This is a genomic window from Staphylococcus haemolyticus (assembly GCF_006094395.1).
GTDB lineage: Bacteria > Bacillota > Bacilli > Staphylococcales > Staphylococcaceae > Staphylococcus > Staphylococcus haemolyticus.
Genome location: NZ_CP035291.1, coordinates 1,362,131 through 1,387,270 on the forward strand (window position 1 = coordinate 1,362,131; position 25,140 = coordinate 1,387,270).

Here is a 25,140-nt window from a genome sequence, read left to right on the forward strand (position 1 = left end):
CCCTGGGCACTTCTTTTTATATCAATAGATAACTTTATGAATGAAATGATTTAAGTTATTATAATCTTAATCATAATTAAAGAGGGTATTACTATGTTAGGTAAACATTATATCGTTACTGGAGGCACTAGTGGATTAGGGCTTGAAATCACTAAGCGACTTATCAAAAAAGGGGCTCATGTTACAATTCTTGCTAGGAACAAAGAAAAGTATAAACAAATCAACTTCAAACCATTTGAAAAGAGAGTACAAATGCTAACTTGTGATTTGCAAGATAAAAATGCTATTAGCATGTTACCACAATATATCGATACTCAAATTGACGGTATCATTTATAGTGCTGGGCTTGGGTATTTTAAATCGATAAGTCAACATTCCACTAATGAAATGTTAGAAACTTACGAAGTTAATATCATCGGTTTTAATTTATTACTGCATGCTTTACTGCCATATTTATCCAAACATGCGAGTATTGTAGGAATTTCGAGTCAAGCAGCATTCATCACACAAGCAAATGCGGCTCATTATGGTGCATCTAAAGCGGCTTTTAATGCAGTTCTAAATGCACTTCGTTTAGAACATCCATCTTACCATGTCATGTCAGTTAATCCCGGACCTGTTCGAACGCCTTTTCACGAAAAAGCAGACCCAAGTCTTGCATATGCACACAAGTATGACGCAATGATGTTAGATCCAACTTTATTAGCTAAAGATATTATTGACGGTATTATTAAACGTAAATGTGAAATCAATCAACCTAAATGGATGCACTCCACTTTAAAATTTTATCAAATATTTCCTAGATTTATTGAATCGCTTTTTCCATTTTTATTTAAAAACAAACAGTAAATAGGAGTGATGGTATGTTATGTTGTGTGAACCGAGATGTTAAACAATGTATTGAGAATGTGAATGCACTATCACCACAATCAATTTTTACTATTACAGATTTATTAGGGCAAGACTATTATGATTCATTAGATTCTGCCGAACAATCATTTATAGATTTTAAATTTCATGAACTAATATTAAGAGGGGAAATCATGAATGTAGTCATTAAAGAAGAAAGTGAACATGATAAACATAGATATTTAAAGCAGTATTAAATTAATTCAAATTGAAACAAAAAGGTGTTTAGGACAAGTTTTTAATTTAATGTCCCAAACACCTAAGTGATTATTTAAAAATTAATTAAGCATGTTATCTATTTTAAATGTTGAGTATATTCTAAGTTCTTAACTCTTTCTCGAGCTGCCTTCACTTGATCAAGACTTACTTTTTTATTGTAATTATTAACGTTTTCTTCTAATTGTTGTGGCGAACTAGCGCCAACGATAATTGCGCCAAGTGCATCATGAGATTTTAAATATTCAAAAGATAAAGCACTAAGATTACTTTCTATTTCTTTAACAGAGGCAATAGTTTCTCCTAAATCATGATGTGTATACTCAAATATGCCCTCACTAAATTTATGATCTAAAGCATCAATACTATTGGAAGTTAACAACCCTTTAAATACAGGTCCGCGTGCTAACACTTTAACGCCTTTCGCATGGATGTCATTCAATAATTGTTCTGGACGATTATCAATTAAATTAAATTGTGACATAATTGTCTCGATTTCACTATGTTTTAAATAATAATCAATAACATTTGGGCGTATTGAAGAAATACCATATGCCTTAATGATACCTTCTTGCTTTAATTCATTAAATGCACTAATCGTTTCATCCAATGGATCATCTATTGTACCACCATGCAATTGATATAGATCTATATGATTTAGTCCTAATCGTTTTAATGATCCCTTTACACTTTCTTTAATATATTTCTTAGAAGGGTCCCATGTTGTACCTCCATCTTCAGTAGGGCGATTTCCAACTTTTGTTCCAATTACAATATCATCACGATTTTGATATTTTTTTAAAGCTTTGCCCACAATTTCTTCATTAGTCCCTTTATCATAAATATCAGCAGTATCAAAATAAGTGATACCACTTTCGATTGCTTTTTCAATGATAGGTTCAGCATTAGCATACTCTGTACCTAAACTCATACAACCTAACCCTAATTCTGAAATTTCGATGCCACTCTTTAAAATATTCTTTTGCATGTCCAATCTCCTTTCGATACACTTTAGGTAACGCATTCATCTTACCAATTTATATAATGAATTAAAAGGGACGTGAATTTAATGGAATTTAATGAAAAGACGTTTGATAGAACAGTAATTTATAATGGCAAAATTATAGATTTAGAAATTCATGATGTGGAGTTGCCTGATGGCAATACATCCAGAAGGGAATTAGTCTACCATAACGGTGCAGTGGCAGTCTGTGCAATAACGTCTAATGACGAAGTATTACTTGTTAAGCAATTTCGTAAACCAGTTGAAAAAGCTTTGTTAGAAATACCCGCTGGAAAATTAGAACAATATGAAGTTCGTGAAGAGGCTGCCAAACGAGAATTAGAAGAAGAAACAGGTTATGTGGCAAATAATTTAAAATTTATAACAGACATGTATGGTTGTCCTGGATTCACTAATGAAAAACTCACTATATACTTCAGCAATAATCTAAGCGAAGGGCAACTTAACCTAGATGAAGATGAATTTGTTGAATTGCATAAAGTACCGATTTCAGATATAAAAGCATTGCTTGATAATCATGAAATAGAAGATGCTAAAACCATAATTGGTTTACAATATATATTACTAAATTATAATCATTCTAATTAAGTGCTGTAAATCTCTTGCATTTAATTGAAAATATTGGTAGTTTAGTAATTGAAATATTTTCAATTTAAAATGATTATAATTATTGATAGAGGAGTGTCGCTCCCATGGAAGAACGATTAAATCGAGTTAAACAACAATTACAACAATCTTCATATAAATTAACACCACAAAGAGAAGCCACAGTACGAGTTCTAATTGAAAATGAAAAGGATCACCTAAGCGCGGAAGATGTTTATTTAAAAGTGAAAGACAAAGCACCTGAAATAGGACTAGCCACTGTTTATAGAACATTAGAACTTTTAGCTGAAATAAAAGTAGTTGACAAAATTAATTTTGGTGATGGTGTTGCACGCTTTGATTTAAGAAAAGAGGGTGCTAAACACTTCCATCACCATTTAGTGTGTATGGAATGTGGTAAAGTTGATGAAATTCATGAAGACTTATTACCTCAAGTTGAAGAAAGAGTAGAAACAGAATATAACTTTAAAATTCTTGATCACAGATTAACTTTTCACGGCGTTTGCGCTGAATGCCAAGCTAAAGGAAAATAGATTAACTAATAGGCTAGGACAATTTTAAATCATTGTCTTAGTCTTTCTTAATACTATTACATGAAAATGATTTGAGTTTATTCAAATAGAGGTGTTGTCATGGAAACAATTATCGAGGAATATTTAAAATTTATACAAATTGAAAAAGGGTTAAGTGAAAATACGATTGGCGCTTATCGCAGAGATTTGAAAAAATATCAATTATATATGCAAGAACAAAAAATTGCTCATATTGATTTTATAGATAGACAAACAATACAAGAATGCCTTGGTTCTCTAATAGATCAAGGTGCTTCCGCAAAATCCATTGCAAGATTTATTTCAACAATACGTAGTTTTCATCAATTTGCTTTACGCGAAAAATATGCTGCTAAAGATCCTACCGTTTTAATTGAAACACCTAAGTACGAGAAAAAACTTCCAGATGTTTTAGATGTTGAAGAAGTAATTCAGTTACTAGAAACACCGGATTTAACTAAAAATAATGGGTATCGCGATCGTACAATTTTAGAGTTATTATACGCAACAGGCATGCGTGTTACTGAATTAATACAAATCGAGATAGATGATGTCAACTTAATTATGGGATTTGTTAAAGTTTTCGGTAAAGGGAACAAAGAGAGAATCATTCCATTAGGTGACACTGTCATTGAATATTTAGATACTTATATCAATAATGTTAGATCTCAATTACTTAAAAAAACGGTAACGAATGTACTGTTTTTGAACTTGCATGGTCGACCTTTGACACGTCAAGGTATATGGAAGCTAATTAAACAATATGGTTTAAGAGCGAATATTAATAAATCTTTGACCCCACACACATTAAGACACTCGTTTGCTACACATTTACTAGAAAATGGCGCAGATTTACGAGCAGTTCAGGAGATGTTAGGTCATTCTGATATTTCTACCACTCAGTTATATACACATGTTTCTAAAACTCAAATCAGACAGATGTATAACCAATTTCATCCAAGAGCCTAGTACACAAATAAATACTCTTAAATTGGGAGTGGATTAAGAGTACTTTCATAAAAGTTTCCAAAAGATATTTTATAATTAATGTAAGTAGAGCTACACTACATTTTATTTTAAATCTTTTCCACTCCTAATATTTTGTTTTTTAATCATCGCTTGATGTCTTGCACTGATTACATCACTTCTATCTCGATTTTTATGATGATTAACTATATATTCATCTTGAGTTGAAAGTGTTGTAAATTTGTAATCTGGATAAGTATTAATAATCTGTTTTTCAAAAACATTATTTACCGGTATGTATACAGGTTTAAATGATTTTGAATCTTCAATGGATTTAATTTGACTTAAAATTAATATTTTATAATCTTGCTCATTAAGTTGCAACAACGCTTTATCCTTTGCTTTTTCAAACGTGCTCAATGACTTTTTCAAAGTTACAAGTGCACCTTTTGTATTACCTCTTCTATAATGATACATAGCAGTTGAAAATAAAATTAAACTCACTATGCCATCCTTTTTAGAAAAATTTATATTTGATTTCCATGCTTCTTCCAAAATATCATGACATAAGAAATAATGTTGCTGTTTGTGAAAATAATAATAAAAATCGATTAAGGCTCTGTCCAATCCATCTCATCCTTAATTTAATGTTTGTATTATTCATGCTATAATATTTTAGTAAATTATGCACGATAGAGATTCAAAATGAGGACGATTAATATGTATGAAGTAAAATTAGATGCCTTTAATGGCCCGTTAGATTTGCTACTCCACTTAATTCAAAAATATGAAATTGATATTTATGATATACCAATGAAATCATTAACAGAACAATATATGCAATATGTCCACGCTATGAAGCAACTAGAAATTAATGTAGCTAGTGAATATTTAGTTATGGCTTCAGAGCTATTAATGATAAAAAGTAAATTATTACTCCCTCAACATGATGTAGACGATAATCTTGAAGAAGATCCACGTGAAGATTTGGTAGGTCGATTAATTGAATATCAAAATTATAAAGAATACACACAATTGTTAACTGAGAAAAAAGAAGAGCGAGAGCACTATTTTACTAAACACCCAACTGACTTATCCCATCTTGAGAAAAACGTCACATGGGATGAATGCCAAACCTTAGATTTAACGGATTTAATTGTTGCTTATCAACGTGTTAAAAGCAGATTAGCTCTTAATAAGCCTAAGACAGTTGAAATAATTAAAGAAAGCTTCACTATTCAACAAGCTACTGAAAAGGTAACGACACAATTAAGGCATCATACATCTTTTAACTTCTTCAGTTTATTTACTTTTAGCGAGCCAATAGAACAGGTGGTTACTCACTTTTTAGCTATATTGGAAATGTCTAAATCAGGAGTAATCAACATTGAACAGGTTAGAAGTTTTGATGATATACGTATCATTAGAGGAGTGAATTTTAATATTGGATAAACACGGAATCATAGAATCATTACTATACACAGCTGGGGATGAAGGGCTTGACGAAAAACAGTTATTAGAAATTCTCGAGATTAATCAAGCTAAACTATCTGAATTAATTTCATCATACACCTCTAGTGGTTTAATAATTCAAAAATTTGGTTCAACATATATTTTAACTTCAAAAAAAGAAGCTTCACCTTATATTGAACAATTAATTGAACAAAAATCTAATATGAAATTATCTCAAGCCGCAATGGAAACATTATCAATTATTGCATATAATCAGCCATTGAGTCGTAGTGACATAGAATTAATTAGAGGAATTAATTCTGATGGTGCAGTTAGAACATTAATTGCACGTGGATTAATTGAAGCTAAAGATGTAGAAAATTCTCGTAGTCATGCTTTACAAACAACGGATTTGTTTTTAAATGTATTTGGAATAGAAAAAATTGAGGATTTACCAACAACTGAAGAAGATGAAGAAGAAATGGATGATTTCTTTAGTAATTTAGTGAATCAAAAAGGAGATACAAAATGAGTAAAGAATTAGAAAGGCTTCAAAAACGAATTGCTAATAGTGGATACACATCACGAAGAAAAGCTGAAACTTTAATTACCGAAGGCAAAGTTAAAGTTAATGGGCAAACCGTTACTGAATTAGGTACTAAAGTAAAAAGTTCTGATACAGTTGAGGTTGAAGGAATTAAAATTGAACAAGAAGACAAAATGTATATTTTGTTCTATAAACCAACTCAAGTTATTACAAGTGTGTCTGACGATAGAGGACGAACTGTAGTTACTGACTACTTTAAAGATTTAGAGACAAGAATTTATCCTGTTGGTAGATTAGACTATGATACATCAGGATTATTGTTACTTACTAATGATGGTGAATTTACAAACTTAATGACTCACCCAAGATATCATATTCAAAAAAAATATGTGGCTAAATTAAAAGGTTACCTCATGAGAGAAGAAGTTAAAGCTTTAGAAAATGGGATTGAACTTGAAGATGGTTTTACGCAACCAGCTCAAGTCAAAGTAAAAAAGCAAGATAAAGATAAAAATATTACACTTGTAGAAATCACTATTAGTGAAGGACGAAATCGACAAGTTCGTCGTATGTTCGAGCATTTTGGACATCAAGTTGATAAATTAACAAGAATTGAGTTCGGCAACTTGAACCTTAAAGGATTAAATGCAGGTGAGGGCAGAGTACTGACACCTCATGAAGTTAAAGTACTAAGACATATGGCAGAAAATGGAAAATAAATGAAGTATATTTTACAATAGCAAGAGAAATTAAATGATATTAATTTCTCTTGCTATTTTTTTCACAAAGTTAACTTTAAAGTAAAGCTTTCAATCATGCTGTATGCTATAATAATGAGTGTATTGAGCATGTGTAGGAGGTATAAACAAAATGACAAATGAAATATTAATTGTAGACGATGAGGATAGAATCAGAAGATTATTAAAACTATACCTAAAGAGAGAATCGTTTACGATTCATGAAGCAAGTAATGGCAAAGAAGCTTATAATCTTGCTATAGAAAATGACTATGCGTGCATACTTTTAGACTTGATGTTACCAGAAATGGATGGTATTGAAGTAGCATCCAAGTTACGTGAACATAAAGACACACCTATTATTATGCTTACAGCTAAAGGCGAAGAAACGAATAGGGTAGAAGGATTTGAGTCTGGTGCAGATGATTATATCGTCAAACCATTCTCACCAAGAGAGGTTGTTTTAAGAGTAAAAGCATTATTACGTAGAACGCAATCTTCTAAACCTGAACAAAGTGAACCTCATGCAAGAGATGTTATTGAATTTAATCATTTAATTATTGATAATGATGCGCATCGTGTATTAGCAGATAACCAACAAGTTAATTTAACTCCTAAAGAGTACGAATTACTTATTTATTTAGCTAAGACACCTAATAAAGTGTTTGATCGTGAACAACTTTTAAAAGAAGTATGGCATTATGAATTTTATGGTGATTTAAGAACAGTAGACACTCATGTTAAACGCCTGCGTGAGAAACTAAATCGTGTATCAGAAGATGCTGCACATATGATTCAAACTGTTTGGGGTGTTGGTTACAAATTCGAGGTAAAGTCTAATGACGAACCGACTAAATAGTGTGGTAATAAAACTGTGGTTAACTATACTTTTTATAGTAACGACAGTTTTAATTTTATTAAGTGCGGCATTAATTACTTTTATACAATACTACTACACACAACAAACTGAAAATGCTATAAGAGAAGATGCGTCTAGAATCAGCCACTTAGTTGAACAAGCTGATAATAAAACTTTAGCCATAGAACACAGCCAACAATTAATAGATGGATCAGGTGGCGTTATTATAATGGCTAATAAGTCTTCAAGTATTAAAAGTTCAAATAGCAATACTAAAGACAAAATGCTTGAAGAGATACACAAGAATTCGCAATTCCAACGCGTCTTTTCTCAAGGAAAGTCTACCACTCAAAATATAACAATAAGTAATAATGGTAATTCCCATTCTTATATTTTGTTAGGCTATCCTATGAAAGCTCAAGAAAATGCAAATTCAAAATATAGTGCAGTATTCATTTATCAAGATTTAAAGTCTATTGAAGATACTAATAATGCAATTACCATTATCATTTTAATCACCGCCATTATATTTATCGCTGTTTCAACAGTATTTGCATTCTTTTTATCAAATAGAATTACTAAACCTTTACGACAACTTAGAACTCAAGCTATTAATATTTCTAAAGGTGATTATTCAAAACAGACAAGTGTCTCAACTAAAGATGAGATAGGCGAATTATCACATACGTTTAATAATATGAGTTCTGAAATACAAGAGAATATAGAGGCACTTTCAACTCAAAAAAATATAAGAGATAGTTTGATTAATTCTATGATTGAAGGTGTATTGGGTCTAAATGATAAGAGGGAAGTTATTCTTTCAAATAAAATGGCTGACGATATTATTAAATCAATAGACAAAACTGTATATAAAGAAATTGAAAAGCAAATTGAAGCTACATTTGTTTCAAAAGACACCGAATTCCAAGAATATGAGATTAACAATAAATATTACGTCATTATCATGAGTTATGTAGAGAGAATTCAACAAGATGGCCGTAGTGGAATTGTAGTCATTATAAGAGATATGACTAATGAACATAATTTAGATCAGATGAAGAAAGATTTCATTGCCAATGTTTCACATGAATTACGTACACCTATTTCGTTATTACAAGGTTACACTGAATCAATTGTAGATGGTATTGTCACTGAACCAGAAGAAATTCGAGATTCTTTATCAATTGTATTAGATGAAACGAAACGTTTAAATCGATTAGTAAATGAATTATTAAATGTGGCTCGCATGGATGCAGAGGGTTTAACTGTTAATAAAGAAAAACAACCTATTAAACCTTTACTATCTAAAATGCAAATGAAATATAGACAACAGGCTGAGGATTTAGAATTGAATATGTCATTAGAACCAAACATCGATGATGAATTGTGGGAATACGATGCCGATCGCATAGACCAAGTTCTAACAAATTTAATTGACAATGCCACACGTTATACTCAACCAGGTGATTCAATATCAATTACAACAACTACGGATGATTCCTATCAAACGTTGTACATTAAAGATACTGGTAGTGGCATATCTCCAGAGCATCTTGAACTCGTATTCGACAGATTTTATAAAGTAGAGGCTTCAAGAACTAGAGGTAAACAGGGAACTGGTTTAGGACTATTTATCTGTAAAATGATAATCGAAGAACATGGTGGTACTATTAAAGTTGAAAGTAAAGTAAACAAAGGTACAACATTCATAATTAAGTTACCAAAGCCTAAAAATTAATATGCCTATTAATATGTTTATTTTAACTAAGAGCAAACATCATCAACTTAAGAATGGTGTATTGCTCTTTTTTAAATAAGTCTAAGCACCATTATTGCGCAATGCTTTCATATAAGGTAATATAAAAATTAAATTAATCAATTATATAATTCATCTTCGGGGTAGGGTGCAATTCCCAACCGGCAGTAAATTAAGCCTGCGACCCGCTTCTTTGAAGTGGCTGATTCAGTGGAAATCTGAAGCCGACAGTATAGTCTGGATGGAAGAAGATGGAGGTTTTTTTGTTGTGCAAAATTATCTCCTATTCTATGTAAGATGAATGGAAGGAGAAAATTAAATATGCAACAAAACAAACGTCTTATCACTATTAGCATGTTAAGTGCCATAGCGTTTATTTTAACATTCATTAAATTTCCGCTACCTTTTTTACCACCATACTTAACATTAGACTTTAGTGATGTTCCAACTTTATTAGCAACATTTCTTTTAGGTCCCGTTGCTGGTATTTTAGTAGCACTTATCAAAAATATACTTAATTTTTTATTCAATATGGGAGATCCGGTTGGTCCAGTTGCCAATTTTTTAGCAGGTGTTAGTTTCTTGTTATCCGCTTATTATGTAACTAAGCGTCAGGGAGATACACCACGTTCATTGGTTGTGGGGCTAGCAATAGGTACTATAGTGATGACTATCGTACTTAGTATACTGAATTACTTTGTTTTACTTCCATTATATGGAATGATTTTTAATTTAGGTGATGTCTTTAATAATCTAAAAATTATCATTTTATCAGGTGTTATACCTTTCAATATTATAAAAGGTATCGTGATTTCAATTATATTTGCGCTTTTATACAGAAGATTAAAACGCGTATTATCATAAAAAACCTCCTAATGTTGAACTTATTATTCAACATTAGGAGGTTTCATTATTGATTCACTCATAATAAGTGACTATTCAAATTTAAGAGCATCACCATCAAATGGTTCTTCTTCAATCTTAATTGAATCAGTTGGACAACCTTCAAGTGCATCTTCCATATCTTCATATAATTCTTCTGGTACTTCTGCAGTACCTTGATTATCATCAAGGATTACGAAAGCAATACCTTCGTCGTCATAATCGTAAATGTCAGGTGCGGCAGCACCACATGCTCCACAAGCAATACATGTATCCATATCAACGATTGTATACTTTGCCAAATTCTTCGCCTCCTTTGATAAAAATGCTACACTAGTATAACAAATGTTTAATAACACTTCGATTAATTTATTTACTATTCTATTAGTTATATAAAGTGAGGATTCATTAATGCATTCAATTATTACATATGCATCAAATCATTCATTCGATTATAAAACCAATAAAAGTATTTATAACATTTTGAATGGAAAAAAATCACATCAAACATTTTTTGATGCATGTTCCCAACAACTTTTATCATTATATCATAGTTTACCTAAATTAAAATATCCGTCTTTTGAGCGATTTTTAGATACCTATGATAATCAAAATACTGACATTTCAATACATCCAAGATATACATACGATAGTATGATTCAAACTTTTAGTTGTATTCAATTACTAATACAAACTATAACCCATTTTAAAAACAACCACTTGAACTTTATACCAATTACACAACAAATAACTGTTCAAAGTAGAGTGAAACAAATCTATTCAAAAATACTGGAACAAAATTTAGTTGATGATTTTGAAAAAGAAATCGAGCAAATCTTTCATTTTATTGATGAAAAATGTAGTAACAACTGTTTAATCCATTATTACCTACAAGGTTATGAAGAACCTATGTATACGCGACAGCAGGTTTCATTAATAGAAGGTATACCTGTAACTAAGTTATTTGTACTTGAACTCAATAATTTAGTGCAGATGATGTTCGCATTAGAAAATGATAAACAATTTCCTATATTAACTCAAACCATCATATTACCGACTTTGTTAAATAAAACGACAATTACGTATCATCAATTACTCAAAGGGCTTTCTATGGATGAGGTTGCAGTGACCCAAAATGTTAAAATTAACACAATCGAAGATCACGTTCTTGAATTATTTATAAAAGGATATTTTTCAGAATACCAAACCTTTGTTAATGGCCCACAAACAAGTGAATTTATAGCATTTTATGATCAAAACAGAGGACAAAGATTAAAATTATATAAAGAAGAATTTGATCGATTAACTTATTTTCAAATTAAATTGTTAATAGTCGGTATTGAAAGAGGTGAATTGATTGCTTGAAGAAAAATTGAAAGAATGGTTCGGATTCTCATCATTTAATCCTGGTCAAAAAGAAATAATCGAAAGTGTAGTTAATAAGAAAGATACTCTAGGTATTCTTCCTACGGGGAGTGGTAAAAGCTTATGTTACCAAATGCCAACCTATATGAAAGGAAAGCCAACATTAATAATATCTCCCTTAATTTCTCTTATGGATGACCAAGTGATGCAATTGAAAGCTCAAGGTGAGAAATTTGTTACTTCTATTCATTCAGGCATGGATGAAAATGAAAAACAACAAAATATAAATTCGTTACACAAAAGTCGCTTTGTTTTTTTAAGTCCAGAATTTATTTTACAAACACAAAACTTTAAATTAATTAGGAATATTGACTTCGGATTAATTGTACTTGATGAGGCGCATTGTTTATCTGAATGGGGTTATGATTTCCGACCTCATTATGCATTAATAGGGGAGATAACATCTCATTATAAAAATGCATCGATACTGGCTTTAACAGCTACAGCACCACCTCATTTAGAAAATGACTTAAATCTTATCTTATCTAGGAAATTAAATGTAATTAAGACTTCAATGAATAGAGAGAATATATCTTTTTCTCATCTCAATTTTGAAAATGATGCTGAGAAAATTAAGTGGCTGTTAAACTTTTTAGATCAATCTGGGCCAACTATTATTTATGTTTCATCTAAAAAGGTCTGTTTAGAATTAGCCAATATGATATACCACCATGGTTATTTAACCGGTATTTATCATGGTGATTTATCTTATCAAGAACGACATACTGTACAAAATCAATTTATGGAGAACTTTATACCCGTCATCGTGGCTACTAGTGCTTTTGGCATGGGCGTTAATAAAAAAGACATTAGAACAGTCATCCATTTTCATTTATCAACAAGTCCTTCAAATTACTTACAAGAAATTGGTAGAGCCGGGAGAGATAATTTGCAAAGCCAAGCAATTAGTCTATATCAACCAGACGATAGCTATATATTAGAGACATTATTGTTTAGTGATGCGATAACTACTGAAGACATCGATGCTTTTGATATAGGTGCTTTTTTACCTCCTCAAAAGCAAGAAATACTAACCATATTGAGCCAAAGATATTCATCCAACGTACTCAAAACAATTTTTGATAATTCATTAATTCGAAAAAAATTAGGTTATCAAAGAATGATCGGTTATACATCCCTAGATCAATGTAGACGTCGTTATTTATTAGAATTTTTTGGTGATAATCCAACTCAACCTCAACAATGTTGTGATATAGATTCTAATTTGATGACTATAAAAGTTACCAATAGAAAAAAAGTTAAAAGAAAATTAAGTTATACTGAAAAATTAAAATATTTATTTAAAGTATAGTTGCTTTTCTTTACTAAATTTATTTTAAGAGGATATAATTATAATACTTAAAGTTTTTCAAGAAATATTTAAATACTATACATATTTCACGCTTTGTGGGGTATATGGTATGTGATATTTAAATAATTATTTAAGAGAGGATGATGAACGTGTCTAAAAATAATTTTAGAGATGATTTCGAAAAAAATCGTCAGTCTATTAATTCTGATGATCAATTCGAAGATAATACAAACGAGTTTGATGAAAATTCAAATGAGTCCAATGATTTTGATAATCAATCAGACCAACAATTCCCACCTAGAAACGCACAAAGACGTCAAAGAAGACGTAACCAAGCTACTAATAAAAACAGAAAATTTGATAATCAAAATTCTGATTCAAATGCTAATGGTTCACTTGATGATCGACACGATGAAGACTCTTTCAATGAGTTACAACACAATCAACAAGAAAATCATTTAGATAACGAGCCAATACATAAGGATGATAAACGTTCTTCTGAAAAAGACTTTAATAATGATGCTTCACGTAGAAATAATCGTCATGAAGCATCAAATAGAAAACATGATAAAGACTATGATAATGGTAGTTTGAATGATGATGATCGTCATCGTCGTAATCATGAAGAAGGTATCGATGAGCGTCAAGATAATCGAAATCACAAAGATCAACAAAACAAAAAGTCTCGACATGGCAAAGACGCTGCAATAGCTGGAGGTGCCGGAGTCGCTGGAGCTGCTGGTGCTAAAGCTGCAAAAGACAAACGTAAAAAAGATGAACATCATGACTCAAAATACAACGAACATAAAGATGATCGTGATTTAAATAACGATAATCAATTTGATCAAAACAGAAAACATGATAAAGACCTTCATGACGACCATCGTGACGCTAAAGATAACCATTCTAAAGAAGAACCAAAAAAAGGTAATAAAGGTAAAAAAGCAGCAGTTGGTGCAGGTGCAGCTGGTGCGGCTGGTGCAGCTGGAGTAGCTGGGGTAGCAGCTGCAAAACATAAAAAAGACCATAAAAATAATAATCATAAAGATAATCATAGCCATAACAGAGATCATCAAGACGATCATAGAAATCATAAACATGAAGATGGTAATGATGGATTCCAAGCTCACAATGGTAAAAAGAAACGTGGTCTAGCTGGTATTTTACTTCCACTTATAGCTTTATTACTTATTCTAGCAGCACTTGCTATCTTTATTGGAATGTATTTAAACAACGATAAAAAAGATAGTAACCAAGCTGATAACAAAACAGAACAAACTGCTAACAAAGATAACAACAAAGATAGTAAAGACAAAGCTAGTAATGATAGCGACAAAGACAAAGCTAGCAGTGACAAAGATAAAGATAAAGCAACTAATGATGACGACTCAAATGACAAAGCTACAACAGACAATGATTCATCTAGTAATTCAAATGATGATAATAGTAGCTCTTCAGATAATAGTACTTCTTCAAATTCATCTGATAACAGTTCATCATCAGATAATAATGGTAATAACTCAAATAGTGACAATAACAATGGTAACTCTCAAGCTACTTCAAACAATAGCAGTCAAAGTAACAGCAATAATAATCAATCAAATAGCTCTAATTCAGGACAACAAACTCACGTAGTATCAGGTAATGAAAACTTATACCGTATCGCTATTCAATACTACGGAGAAGGTACTGTTGAAAATGTAAATAAACTTAAACAAGCTAATGGCTTATCAAGTAATAACATTTCTAATGGTCAAAAATTAAAAATCCCACAATAACTTAGTTATCATTCAAAAGAGACTGAAACAAAATTGTTTCAGTCTCTTTTGTTTCAATGCACATATAATTTTAATTTTATATAAATATTGTGAGTGCTATTCTATTTAGAAATAGCGAAACAACTGCTATAATATATGGGTGATTAAAGGAGGCCAATGACATGCAAAGCATAGAAAGTATTATTATCGGCGGAGGCCCATGCGGTTTAAGTGCTGCTATTGAACAAAAAAGAAAGGGTATTGATACATTAGTCATCGAAAAAGGGAATGTTGTAGATGCTATATATAAATATCCAACACACCAAACATTTTTCTCATCTAGTGATAAATTAAGTATCGGTGATATTCCTTTTATCGTCGAAGAAAGTAAACCTCGACGAAATCAAGCACTAGTATATTATAGAGAAGTTGTTAAACATCATCAGTTAAATGTTCGTGCATTTGAAGAAGTACTCACTGTTAAAAAAATTGACAATAAATTCACTATAACAACTACTAAAGATGTTTATGAGTGTAAATTTTTAACTGTTGCAACCGGTTATTATGGTCAACATAATAAGTTAGAGGTTAAAGGAGCAGAACTTCCTAAAGTACAACATTATTTTAAAGAAGCACACCCATTTTTTAATTTAGATGTTACTGTCATAGGTGGTAAAAATTCTGCTGTTGACGCTGCATTAGAATTAGAAAAAGCTGGTGCAAATGTAACTGTACTATACAGAGGTGATCGATATTCAGCTGCCATTAAACCATGGATATTGCCAAATTTTGAATCATTAGTCAATCATGAAAAAATCACTATGGAGTTCAATGCGAACGTTACTGAAATAACAGAGAATAGCGTGATTTATGAAAAGAACGGTAAAGTTACAGAGATACCTAATGATCATGTATTTGCAATGATAGGGTATCACCCTGATTACGACTTCTTAGAATCTATTGGAATTGAAATTAATACAAATGAATATGGAACTGCTCCAGTTCATAACAAAGAAACTTTTGAGACAAATGTTGAGAATTGCTATATTGCTGGCGTAATTGCTGCAGGTAATGATAATAATGCAATCTTTATTGAAAATGGTAAATATCATGGCGGAATTATTACTCAAAGTATTTTAAGCAAAAAGCAAACACCACTTGAAAGTTAAGGACAGAAGTATAAAACAGCGGTATAGTTAATAAGAGCTGAGAACGACGCAACATTAGTGTCTTCTCAGCTCTTATCATCCTTATGAAGATAAATTAAGATGATTCAAAAAGATTACTAAGTAGTAACTTCTCAAGCAAAACCAATTAAATTACATTATTTTTCTAAAATCTTGTAATTAATTTTGTTTTTCAAAATAATTTTTTAATTCGACAATATTGAGTTGATTACTTAGGCCAATTAGTAACTTAAGTCTTGCTTTAGGACCATTTAATCCATTTGAAAATATTAAACCTTTATTCGCTAATTGAAAGCCACCACCTTCATAGGCATATACTGGACTTACAATCCCATTAAAAGATCTAGAAACTAACACAATAGGTATATTATTATCTAAACAAGTTTGGACACCTTTCAAGCAACTTGGAGGTAAATTTCCTTGGCCTAAAGCTTCAATGACGATACCATCTACGTTTTGTTGCGCATAAAAATTAAATATGTCACTTTCCATGCCCATATAAGCTTTTATCAATGGTACTTTCAACTGATAATTTATTATTTTAAATGACTGTTGTTTATAAGGTTGATTATAGAATTGAACATTATCTTTAGTTAATATTCCTAATGGTCCTTGATTTGGACTTTGGAAGGTATTGATATTAGAAGTATGCGTCTTCGTTACATTTCTAGCAGTATGTATTTCATCATTGAATACGACCATAACGCCTTTGTCATTTGCATCACTAGAAGAGGCTACACGAATTGATGAAATGAAATTATATAATCCATCGGAACCAATTTCATTAGAAGATCTCATTGCACCAGTTATAACCACAGGACATCTAATGTCTAATAATAAATCTAAAAGGTATGCGGTCTCTTCAAGAGTATCAGTACCATGTGTAACTACAAAACCATCATATTTACCTGTCTTATTAGCTTCAATAATTATATTTCTCAACTTCTCGACATTTTGAATCGTTATATGAGGAGACGGAATATTAAATGGATGAATTTCATCAACATTAGCGTATTGGCCAATAATGTCTCTATGAAGAGATATTGGATTTACATCATTTGTTACTACCTGACTAAATTGGTTTTGCGACATACTTATTGTGCCACCAGTATGTATAACTAATAATCTTTTCATTTCGTTCCTCCTATTTTTAATTTACATATTTATGATAAAATAATACAAATAAAACAACAAGGAAGGATAAATAATATGGACTTAATAAATATTGCCTTGGATGGTCCTGCAGCTGCAGGTAAAAGTACTATTGCACGACAAGTAGCTAGTAAATTGTCTATGATTTACGTTGATACAGGTGCAATGTACCGTGCGATTACTTATAAATATCTTCAAAATGACAAACCAGAGGATTTTAAAACACTCGTTAATCAAACGACGTTGGAATTAACCTATGACAAAAGTAAAGGACAACGAATTTTATTAGATAATCAAGACGTCACTGATTTTTTAAGAGAAAATGATGTAACTCAAAATGTATCTTATGTTGCTTCTAAAGAACCTGTTAGAACATTTGCAGTTGAAAAGCAGAAAGATCTAGCAGCTAAAAAAGGAATTGTTATGGATGGCCGAGATATTGGCACAGTAGTATTACCAGATGCAGAATTAAAAGTGTTTATGATCGCTTCAGTTGAAGAAAGAGCTGAAAGACGTCAAAAAGAAAATGAACAACGAGGTATCCCATCAACATTATCACAATTAAAAAAAGAAATAGAAGAAAGAGATCATTACGATATGAATCGGGACATTTCACCTTTAAAAAAAGCTGATGACGCCGTCACAGTGGATACAACTGGTAAAACGATTGAAGAAGTAACTGAAGAAATAATGACTTTGGTTAACAATATTTAGACAAATAAGGACAGCTATTTAGAGTGATTCGTATTTAACTAAGTTTAAAGTGCGAATTATTTTAAATAGCTATTTTTATTCTATATAATTAAAAGTGGTAACTATTAAGCACTTTTTTAATCGTATAGCATATATTTAGTTCGTATAAAAATTATAAATTTTCAAAAGTTATAAATTAGTTAAATTTTCATTTTATAATTTTAATAATTGATAATTTTTTTAAGAACTTATGAAACTAAAGGGGAATTTCTTGACAATTCTACTGGTTTATAAGATGTTATATGTATGTAGTGTATAAGGAGGCAAACAAGATGACTGAAGAATTCAATGAATCAATGATTAATGATATTAAAGAAGGTGACAAAGTCACTGGTGAGGTTCAACAAGTTGAAGACAAACAAGTCGTAGTTCATATTAATGGTGGCAAATTCAATGGAATCATTCCAATTAGCCAACTTTCAACTCATCATATTGAGAACCCAAGTGAGGTAGTTAAACAAGGTGATGAAATTGAAGCATATGTTACTAAAATCGAAGTTGATGAAGAAAATGACTCAGGTGTGTATATTCTTTCAAAACGTCAACTTGAAACTGAAAAATCATATGAATATTTACAAGAAAAACTTGATAATGACGAAATTATTGAGGCTAAAGTTACAGAAGTAGTTAAAGGTGGCCTGGTTGTAGATGTAGGTCAACGCGGTTTTGTACCAGCTTCACTAATTTCAACTGATTTCATTGAAGATTTCTCTGTATTCGATGGACAAACTATTCGCATTAAAGTAGAAGAATTAGATCCTGAAAATAATAGAGTCATTTTAAGCCGTAAAGCAGTAGAGCAAGCTGAAAATGATGTGAAAAAAGCTTCTTTATTAGAATCACTTAATGCTGGTGATGTTATTAAAGGTAAAGTTGCTCGTCTAACTAACTTTGGTGCTTTTGTTGATATCGGTGGCGTAGATGGTTTAGTCCACGTTTCTGAATTATCACATGAACATGTTGATTCTCCAGAAGATGTAGTTTCTGTAGGTCAAGAGGTAGATGTAAAAGTTAAGTCTGTAGAAAAAGATGCTGAACGTATTTCACTTTCTATCAAAGATACTTTACCTACACCATTTGAAAGCATTAAAGGACAATTTCATGAAGATGATGTTATTGAAGGTAAAGTTGTGCGTTTAGCTAACTTCGGTGCTTTCGTTGAAATTGCTCCAGGTGTTCAAGGTTTAGTGCATATTTCAGAAATTGCTCATGAACATATTGGCACACCAGGTGAAAAACTTGAGCCAGGACAACAAGTTAATGTTAAAATTTTAGGTATAGATGAAGAAAATGAACGTATCTCACTTTCAATTAAAGCTACATTACCTAAAGAAGACGTTGTTGAGAGCGATGATGCTACAACTCAATCTTATTTAAGTAATGATTCAATTGAAGACAATCCAACATTAGGTGATGTCTTTGGCGATAAATTTAAAGACTTAAAATTTTAATCTCAAGTTATCATACAAACTCATTCCCAATTAAAGTTTAAGACTTTAATTGGGAATTTTCATTTTCTCACAATTTAATGGATCATAATGGTAATTAAATTATGAAATGTAGCGAGATTTATTGTTTTAAAAACCATATTTTTGCTTAACTTACATACTTTGTTTGAAATAAGTAGGTCATATGATAAAATTATAGAGATTTTAGAAAGAGAGGAAGTTAGCTTATGACGAAACCTATTGTAGCTATTGTAGGTAGGCCTAATGTAGGGAAATCTACAATATTTAATAGAGTAGTAGGTGAACGTGTTTCAATTGTCGAAGACACACCTGGTGTTACACGTGATAGAATTTATTCATCAGGCGAATGGTTAACACATGAATTTAATATTATTGATACTGGTGGAATAGAAATAGGAGATGCTCCATTTCAAACCCAAATAAGAGCACAAGCTGAAATCGCAATTGATGAAGCAGATGTCATTATCTTTATGGTTAATGTTCGAGAAGGTTTAACCCAAAGTGATGAAATGGTTGCACAGATGCTATATAAATCTAAAAAGCCTGTTGTATTGGCTGTTAATAAAGTAGATAACCCTGAGATGAGAAATGACATTTTTGACTTTTACTCATTAGGTTTTGGAGATCCATATCCAATATCAGGATCACACGGCTTAGGTTTAGGGGATCTATTAGATGAGGTAGTTAAGCACTTTGACGAAGAAACTGAAGATTCATATGATGAAGATACTATAAGGCTATCAATAATCGGTCGCCCTAATGTAGGAAAATCTAGTTTAGTAAATGCAATTCTTGGTGAAGATCGTGTTATTGTATCAAATGTTGCCGGAACTACTAGAGATGCTGTAGATACCGAATACAGTTATGATGGACAAGATTATGTTTTAATAGATACAGCAGGTATGCGTAAAAAAGGAAAAGTGTACGAATCAACTGAAAAATATTCAGTACTACGTGCACTTAAAGCAATTGAGCGATCTAATGTAGTCTTGATTGTAATCGATGCTGAGGAAGGTATAATCGAGCAAGATAAACGTGTTGCAGGATATGCTCACGAAGAAGGTAAAGCAGTTGTCATTGTAGTGAATAAATGGGACACAGTTGACAAAGATAGTAACACAATGAAGAAATTTGCTGATGATGTCAGAAATCAATTCCAATTTTTAGATTATGCTCAAATTGCTTTTGTTTCTGCTAAGGAAGGCACTCGTTTACGCACGCTATTCCCATATATTAATGAAGCAAGCGAAAACCATAAAAAACGTGTTCAAAGTTCTACTTTAAATGAAGTTGTCACTGATGCTATATCTATGAATCCTACTCCAACAGATAAAGGCCGTCGTTTAAATGTATTCTATACTACTCAAGTAGCTAACGAGCCTCCAACATTTGTTGTATTCGTTAATGATGTCGAACTAATGCATTTTTCTTACAAACGTTACCTTGAAAATCAAATCCGTCATGCATTTGGTTTTGAAGGAACACCTATTCACATCATTCCAAGAAGAAGAAACTAAGAAGGAGTTAAAACTATGACTAAAATTACTGTTTTTGGTATGGGAAGTTTTGGTACTGCATTAGCTAATGTATTAGCTGAAAATGGACATACTGTTTTAATGTGGGGAAAAAATGAAGATAGTGTGAAAGAATTAAATGATCACCATCAAAATAAACGTTATTTAAAAGATGTCGTTTTAGATAGTAGAATTAAAGCAACTAGTGATATTAAAGAAGCCGCGAATTTTACTGATATATATTTAATGGCTCTACCAACTAAAGCAATGCGCGAAGTTACAAGTGAAATTGATAGTTTAATTGATTCTAAGAAAACTTTTATTCATGTTGCAAAAGGTATAGAAAATGATACATTCAAACGTGTTTCAGAAATGATTGAAGATTCAATTTCAGAAGATCACAATGGTGGTATCGGGGTTTTATCAGGTCCTAGTCACGCAGAAGAAGTAGTGATTAAACAACCAACTACAGTCGCCGCATCATCAAAAGATGAAAAAGTTAGTAAACTGATTCAAGATTTATTTATGAATGATTATTTACGTGTATACACTAATAATGATTTAGTCGGTGTTGAACTAGGAGGAGCATTAAAAAATATAATTGCAGTTGCAAGTGGTATTGTAGCAGGCATGGGCTATGGTGATAATGCTAAAGCTGCTTTAATGACACGAGGTTTAGCTGAAATAAGCCGATTAGGTGAAAAATTAGGTGCTGATCCAATGACATTTTTAGGTCTTGGTGGTATTGGAGATCTAATTGTTACTTGTACATCAACGCATTCACGTAATTACACTTTAGGATTTAAATTAGGACAAGGCCAAACAATGGATGAAGCTTTAAATGAAATGAATATGGTAGTAGAAGGGATTTATACTACTAATTCTGTATACCATTTAGCTAAACAACAAAATGTTGATATGCCTATAACTAATGCACTTTACAAGGTTTTATTCGAAGATAATCCGGTTAAAGACAGTGTTAAAGATTTAATGGGAAGAGATAAAAAATCTGAATAAAGTGTAATATTACTCATTATCAAAAATTTTTCGCAGATTTGTACATAAAATACTGATATTTCAGTGTTTTAAGTGCATAAATTATTGCGGTAACATTAATTGTTGTGTTAAAGTCATAGCATAATGATATAAAGATATCATTATCATTCATCTGGAGGTGAACTCGTAATGAATAAAACTGATTTAATTAATGCAGTTGCAGAACAAGCTGATTTAACTAAAAAAGAAGCTGGTTCAGCTGTAGATGCTGTTTTCGAATCAATCCAACAATCACTTTCTAAAGGTGAAAAAGTTCAATTAATTGGTTTCGGAAACTTTGAGGTTCGTGAACGTGCTGCACGTAAAGGTCGTAACCCTCAAACAGGTAAAGAAATTGAAATTCCTGCAAGTAAAGTTCCAGCATTTAAAGCTGGTAAAGCATTAAAAGATGCTGTTAAATAATTTACTTAAAAGCCCTATAAAGGGCTTTTTTTTATACATAAATCATTATAGAGAATTAATGCATATAATTTATTACTATATTATATAAGTTGTTATTCCTTAATAGCTTTTCAATTCAATAAATAAAGTAATTGTAACGTTAAGTCGCTATATTTTATTTTTATTCATATAATGTTAAGATGTATAGTGATAATAACGTGAGGTGTGAACATGGAAAGAACTATAAGCAAATTAAATAGACAAATTAATCATAAGCTTACGGGAATTCATGACTATGAAGCTATTAACATAAACTCTAGATTGGGTGGATTATTAGATTGTTATGATATTCCTGAGAATGCTAAACTTGCTTGCCTCACTATCGATACTTCAATGAAACATCTTGATGAAATTACTCAAAATCAAAAGTCAAAGAAATCTATTTTGATTGGTGATTTGCTAAGTGCTCATTTTTATACGTTGTTAGCTGAAATAAATGATTCAACTTTTCAATTAGCAATGAGTAAAGCAATCGTTAAATCTAATGAATTAAAATCATCATTACATCATCAAGTAATAGAAACTGAAGATATCTATGATGCAATTATTGAAATAGAAACAATCTTCCCATATATAACTTTGTCTCATTTCAGTAAAGAACAAGTAACTCCTTTAAATTTGTATCAAAAATTAATTCCTGAGGTTGATGATTACTATCCACCTTACCTTAAAATGTATCAAGCCGCTGATGTACATCAGTTTTTAAAAGATATCAATCAAAGTTATATAGAGAAAAGTAGAGGTAATATTAATGACTGAAAATAATGCAAAAAAAGAACAAGTTCATACAGTCTTTCAAAATATTTCAAGTAAATATGATCGTTTAAATAACATAATTAGTTTCGAACAACACAAAGTATGGCGTAAACATGTAATGAAAGATATGCACGTTAAAGTTGGTAGTAAAGCACTTGATGTTTGTTGTGGTACCGCTGATTGGACAATAGCCTTAAGTAAAGCAGTTGGTGCACATGGTGAGGTGACGGGTTTAGACTTTAGTGAAAACATGTTAGAAGTTGGTAAAGAAAAAACTAAACACATGAACAATATTCATTTAGTACATGGCGATGCAATGAATTTACCGTTTGAAGATAATTCATTTGATTATGTAACTATTGGTTTCGGTCTACGTAACGTACCTGATTATTTAGTTGCATTAAAAGAAATGAACAGAGTCTTAAAGCCAGGTGGAATGATTGTTTGTCTGGAAACAAGTCAACCAACAATGCCTGTGTTTAAACAAGTTTATAAATTGTACTTTAAATTTGTAATGCCAGTATTTGGTAAATTATTTGCCAAATCAAAAGAAGAATATGAATGGTTACAACAATCTACGTTCGATTTTCCAGACAAGGATAAGTTAAAACAATTATTTGAACAAGCTGGCTTTAATAAAATTAAAATTCGTAGCTTTACAGGTGGCGTTGCTGCAATGCATCTAGGCTATAAACAAAAAAGTTCGACTAAATAAAAGGTGATTAACGTGGCAAAGTTAAACATGAATAGCGAGATAAAAAATGTAGAAAAACGCCTTCAAAAAGCTATCGAAAGCAATGATCCGATATTACGTGAAGCCTCATCACATTTGCTTTCTTCAGGAGGTAAAAGAGTTAGACCTGCATTTGTTATATTAAGTAGTCAATTCGGTCCACAAAAGAAAACAGAAGACACGTATCGCGTTGCAGTTGCATTAGAGTTAATTCATATGGCAACGCTCGTTCATGATGATGTCATAGATAAGAGTGACAAACGACGTGGACGATTAACCATAGTAAAGAAATGGGATGTTACTACTGCAATACTAACTGGAAACTTTCTACTAGCATTAGGACTGGAACATTTATCTGAAATTCGTGACAATCGAATTCATCATATAATTTCAAATTCAATTGTAAATGTTGGACTTGGTGAGTTATTCCAATTTCAAGATCAATTTAATAGCGAACAAAGTATTACTAACTATCTGAGACGTATCAATAGAAAAACAGCTTTATTAATTCAGCTAGCAACTGAAGTAGGAGCAATTACTTCAGAAGCTAATGATGAAACTATTCGAAAACTTAAAATGATAGGTCATTATATTGGTATGAGTTTCCAAATAGTAGATGATATTTTGGATTTCACTAGCACTGAAAAGAAACTTGGCAAACCAGTTGGTAGCGATTTAATGAATGGACATATAACGTTACCAGTATTACTTGAAATGAAAAAAGATACGTCATTTAAGAAAAAAATTGCTGCACTAAATCATCAATCTGAATCTCAAGAGTTTAAACCTCTAATTGAACAGATTAGAAATTCTTATAGTATTAAAGAATCAAAAGCAATTAGTGATAAATATTTAGCTAAGGCGCTTAAGTTAATTGATGAACTTGATGAACCCAATGCTCAAAGTCTTTTTATTAAATTAATAAAGAAAATGGGATCACGTAGTGTTTAGAATGAAAAAATATTGAAAGCGCTTTAACAACCTGTTACTATTAAATAGTAGCAGGTTGTTTGTTACACAAAATTACTATACATAAATAAACATTTATATTTTAAGTCTTATATTAATCAGACTTAATTC

General features: G+C 31.3%; 27 protein-coding genes and 1 riboswitch. Of the genes, 23 read left to right on the top strand and 4 right to left on the bottom strand.

Annotated features, from left to right (window positions below):
* Window positions 1-93: 93 nt before the first annotated feature.
* Entirely contained in the window at window positions 94-849 is a 756-nt protein-coding gene (locus tag EQ029_RS06620; RefSeq protein ID WP_011275710.1) for an SDR family NAD(P)-dependent oxidoreductase, read from the top strand.
* A gap of 14 nt (window positions 850-863) precedes the next feature.
* Window positions 864-1,106, top strand: a complete 243-nt coding sequence (locus EQ029_RS06625; protein ID WP_011275711.1) for a hypothetical protein — start codon at window positions 864-866, stop codon at window positions 1,104-1,106.
* Window positions 1,107-1,204: 98 nt separating this feature from the next.
* On the opposite strand, the gene EQ029_RS06630 is transcribed toward EQ029_RS06625, so the two are convergent.
* On the bottom strand, window positions 1,205-2,113 hold the full coding sequence (locus tag EQ029_RS06630; protein ID WP_016931103.1) for an aldo/keto reductase: 909 nt from the start codon (window positions 2,111-2,113) through the stop codon (window positions 1,205-1,207).
* Between the two features lie 81 nt (window positions 2,114-2,194).
* Here EQ029_RS06630 and EQ029_RS06635 point away from each other — a divergent pair, with 81 nt between their 5' ends.
* The 3 genes from EQ029_RS06635 (at window position 2,195) to xerD (ending at window position 4,275) form a co-directional block, all read left to right on the top strand.
* Complete coding sequence (locus EQ029_RS06635) at window positions 2,195-2,737, top strand: NUDIX domain-containing protein (protein ID WP_011275713.1); 543 nt, start codon at window positions 2,195-2,197, stop codon at window positions 2,735-2,737.
* A 104-nt stretch (window positions 2,738-2,841) separates the two neighbouring features.
* On the top strand, window positions 2,842-3,288 hold the full coding sequence (gene fur / locus EQ029_RS06640; RefSeq protein WP_011275714.1) for a ferric iron uptake transcriptional regulator: 447 nt from the start codon (window positions 2,842-2,844) through the stop codon (window positions 3,286-3,288).
* Between the two features lie 99 nt (window positions 3,289-3,387).
* A complete protein-coding gene (gene xerD, locus EQ029_RS06645; protein WP_037558723.1) occupies window positions 3,388-4,275 on the top strand; it encodes a site-specific tyrosine recombinase XerD in 888 nt (295 codons plus the stop codon).
* Window positions 4,276-4,377: 102 nt separating this feature from the next.
* On the opposite strand, the gene EQ029_RS06650 is transcribed toward xerD, so the two are convergent.
* Window positions 4,378-4,899 (bottom strand): DUF309 domain-containing protein, encoded by a 522-nt coding sequence (locus EQ029_RS06650; RefSeq protein WP_037558725.1) that lies wholly within the window; start codon window positions 4,897-4,899, stop codon window positions 4,378-4,380.
* Window positions 4,900-4,992: 93 nt separating this feature from the next.
* On the opposite strand from EQ029_RS06650, the gene EQ029_RS06655 reads away from it, so the two are divergent.
* The 6 genes from EQ029_RS06655 (at window position 4,993) to EQ029_RS06680 (ending at window position 10,487) form a co-directional block, all read left to right on the top strand.
* Complete coding sequence (locus tag EQ029_RS06655; protein ID WP_011275717.1) at window positions 4,993-5,724, top strand: segregation and condensation protein A; 732 nt, start codon at window positions 4,993-4,995, stop codon at window positions 5,722-5,724.
* Window positions 5,717-6,256 (top strand): SMC-Scp complex subunit ScpB, encoded by a 540-nt coding sequence (gene scpB, locus EQ029_RS06660; RefSeq protein ID WP_011275718.1) that lies wholly within the window; start codon window positions 5,717-5,719, stop codon window positions 6,254-6,256. Before EQ029_RS06655 ends, scpB begins: the two co-directional genes overlap by 8 nt.
* Entirely contained in the window at window positions 6,253-6,990 is a 738-nt protein-coding gene (locus EQ029_RS06665; RefSeq protein ID WP_011275719.1) for a pseudouridine synthase, read from the top strand. Before scpB ends, EQ029_RS06665 begins: the two co-directional genes overlap by 4 nt.
* 151 nt (window positions 6,991-7,141) lie before the next feature.
* Window positions 7,142-7,867, top strand: a complete 726-nt coding sequence (locus EQ029_RS06670) for a response regulator (protein ID WP_011275720.1) — start codon at window positions 7,142-7,144, stop codon at window positions 7,865-7,867.
* On the top strand, window positions 7,848-9,605 hold the full coding sequence (locus tag EQ029_RS06675) for an ATP-binding protein (protein WP_037558727.1): 1,758 nt from the start codon (window positions 7,848-7,850) through the stop codon (window positions 9,603-9,605). The genes EQ029_RS06670 and EQ029_RS06675 overlap by 20 nt, the downstream gene beginning before the upstream one ends.
* A gap of 148 nt (window positions 9,606-9,753) precedes the next feature.
* Window positions 9,754-9,880: riboswitch (FMN riboswitch) on the top strand.
* Between the two features lie 64 nt (window positions 9,881-9,944).
* Window positions 9,945-10,487, top strand: coding sequence for an ECF transporter S component (locus EQ029_RS06680; RefSeq protein ID WP_016931096.1), 543 nt, complete (start codon window positions 9,945-9,947; stop codon window positions 10,485-10,487).
* A gap of 71 nt (window positions 10,488-10,558) precedes the next feature.
* Here EQ029_RS06680 and EQ029_RS06685 read toward each other — a convergent pair whose 3' ends face one another.
* Window positions 10,559-10,807 (bottom strand): ferredoxin, encoded by a 249-nt coding sequence (locus tag EQ029_RS06685; RefSeq protein ID WP_002449743.1) that lies wholly within the window; start codon window positions 10,805-10,807, stop codon window positions 10,559-10,561.
* 109 nt (window positions 10,808-10,916) lie between these two features.
* On the opposite strand from EQ029_RS06685, the gene EQ029_RS06690 reads away from it, so the two are divergent.
* From EQ029_RS06690 to ypdA, 4 genes are all read left to right on the top strand, one after another.
* Window positions 10,917-11,870: a YpbB family protein gene (locus tag EQ029_RS06690; RefSeq protein ID WP_037558731.1), complete on the top strand. Its 954-nt coding sequence runs from the start codon at window positions 10,917-10,919 to the stop codon at window positions 11,868-11,870.
* Window positions 11,863-13,242, top strand: a complete 1,380-nt coding sequence (locus EQ029_RS06695; RefSeq protein ID WP_016931095.1) for a RecQ family ATP-dependent DNA helicase — start codon at window positions 11,863-11,865, stop codon at window positions 13,240-13,242. The genes EQ029_RS06690 and EQ029_RS06695 overlap by 8 nt, the downstream gene beginning before the upstream one ends.
* Before the next feature lie 143 nt (window positions 13,243-13,385).
* Window positions 13,386-15,020 carry an elastin-binding protein EbpS gene (ebpS, locus tag EQ029_RS06700; RefSeq protein ID WP_230197441.1) on the top strand — a complete coding sequence of 545 codons (1,635 nt, stop codon included), beginning with the start codon at window positions 13,386-13,388 and terminating at the stop codon, window positions 15,018-15,020.
* Window positions 15,021-15,181: 161 nt separating this feature from the next.
* Window positions 15,182-16,168 carry a bacillithiol disulfide reductase YpdA gene (gene ypdA, locus EQ029_RS06705; RefSeq protein WP_011275727.1) on the top strand — a complete coding sequence of 329 codons (987 nt, stop codon included), beginning with the start codon at window positions 15,182-15,184 and terminating at the stop codon, window positions 16,166-16,168.
* A gap of 177 nt (window positions 16,169-16,345) precedes the next feature.
* Here ypdA and EQ029_RS06710 read toward each other — a convergent pair whose 3' ends face one another.
* Window positions 16,346-17,320 (bottom strand): asparaginase, encoded by a 975-nt coding sequence (locus EQ029_RS06710; protein WP_011275728.1) that lies wholly within the window; start codon window positions 17,318-17,320, stop codon window positions 16,346-16,348.
* Between the two features lie 75 nt (window positions 17,321-17,395).
* On the opposite strand from EQ029_RS06710, the gene cmk reads away from it, so the two are divergent.
* From cmk to EQ029_RS06750, 8 genes are all read left to right on the top strand, one after another.
* Window positions 17,396-18,052, top strand: a complete 657-nt coding sequence (gene cmk / locus EQ029_RS06715; protein WP_011275729.1) for a (d)CMP kinase — start codon at window positions 17,396-17,398, stop codon at window positions 18,050-18,052.
* Window positions 18,053-18,363: 311 nt separating this feature from the next.
* On the top strand, window positions 18,364-19,542 hold the full coding sequence (rpsA, locus tag EQ029_RS06720) for a 30S ribosomal protein S1 (RefSeq protein ID WP_011275730.1): 1,179 nt from the start codon (window positions 18,364-18,366) through the stop codon (window positions 19,540-19,542).
* Between the two features lie 224 nt (window positions 19,543-19,766).
* On the top strand, window positions 19,767-21,077 hold the full coding sequence (gene der, locus EQ029_RS06725; protein ID WP_011275731.1) for a ribosome biogenesis GTPase Der: 1,311 nt from the start codon (window positions 19,767-19,769) through the stop codon (window positions 21,075-21,077).
* A 15-nt stretch (window positions 21,078-21,092) separates the two neighbouring features.
* Window positions 21,093-22,091 carry an NAD(P)H-dependent glycerol-3-phosphate dehydrogenase gene (locus EQ029_RS06730; protein ID WP_011275732.1) on the top strand — a complete coding sequence of 333 codons (999 nt, stop codon included), beginning with the start codon at window positions 21,093-21,095 and terminating at the stop codon, window positions 22,089-22,091.
* A gap of 168 nt (window positions 22,092-22,259) precedes the next feature.
* Window positions 22,260-22,532: an HU family DNA-binding protein gene (locus EQ029_RS06735; protein ID WP_011275733.1), complete on the top strand. Its 273-nt coding sequence runs from the start codon at window positions 22,260-22,262 to the stop codon at window positions 22,530-22,532.
* A gap of 210 nt (window positions 22,533-22,742) precedes the next feature.
* Window positions 22,743-23,330 (top strand): heptaprenyl diphosphate synthase component 1, encoded by a 588-nt coding sequence (locus EQ029_RS06740; RefSeq protein WP_037558735.1) that lies wholly within the window; start codon window positions 22,743-22,745, stop codon window positions 23,328-23,330.
* The gene (locus EQ029_RS06745) at window positions 23,323-24,042 is read left to right on the top strand and encodes a demethylmenaquinone methyltransferase (RefSeq protein WP_011275738.1); all 720 of its coding nucleotides are present in this window, start codon (window positions 23,323-23,325) and stop codon (window positions 24,040-24,042) included. The genes EQ029_RS06740 and EQ029_RS06745 overlap by 8 nt, the downstream gene beginning before the upstream one ends.
* Window positions 24,043-24,054: 12 nt before the next feature.
* Window positions 24,055-25,011, top strand: coding sequence for a polyprenyl synthetase family protein (locus tag EQ029_RS06750; protein ID WP_011275739.1), 957 nt, complete (start codon window positions 24,055-24,057; stop codon window positions 25,009-25,011).
* The last annotated feature ends 129 nt before the right edge of the window (window positions 25,012-25,140 follow it).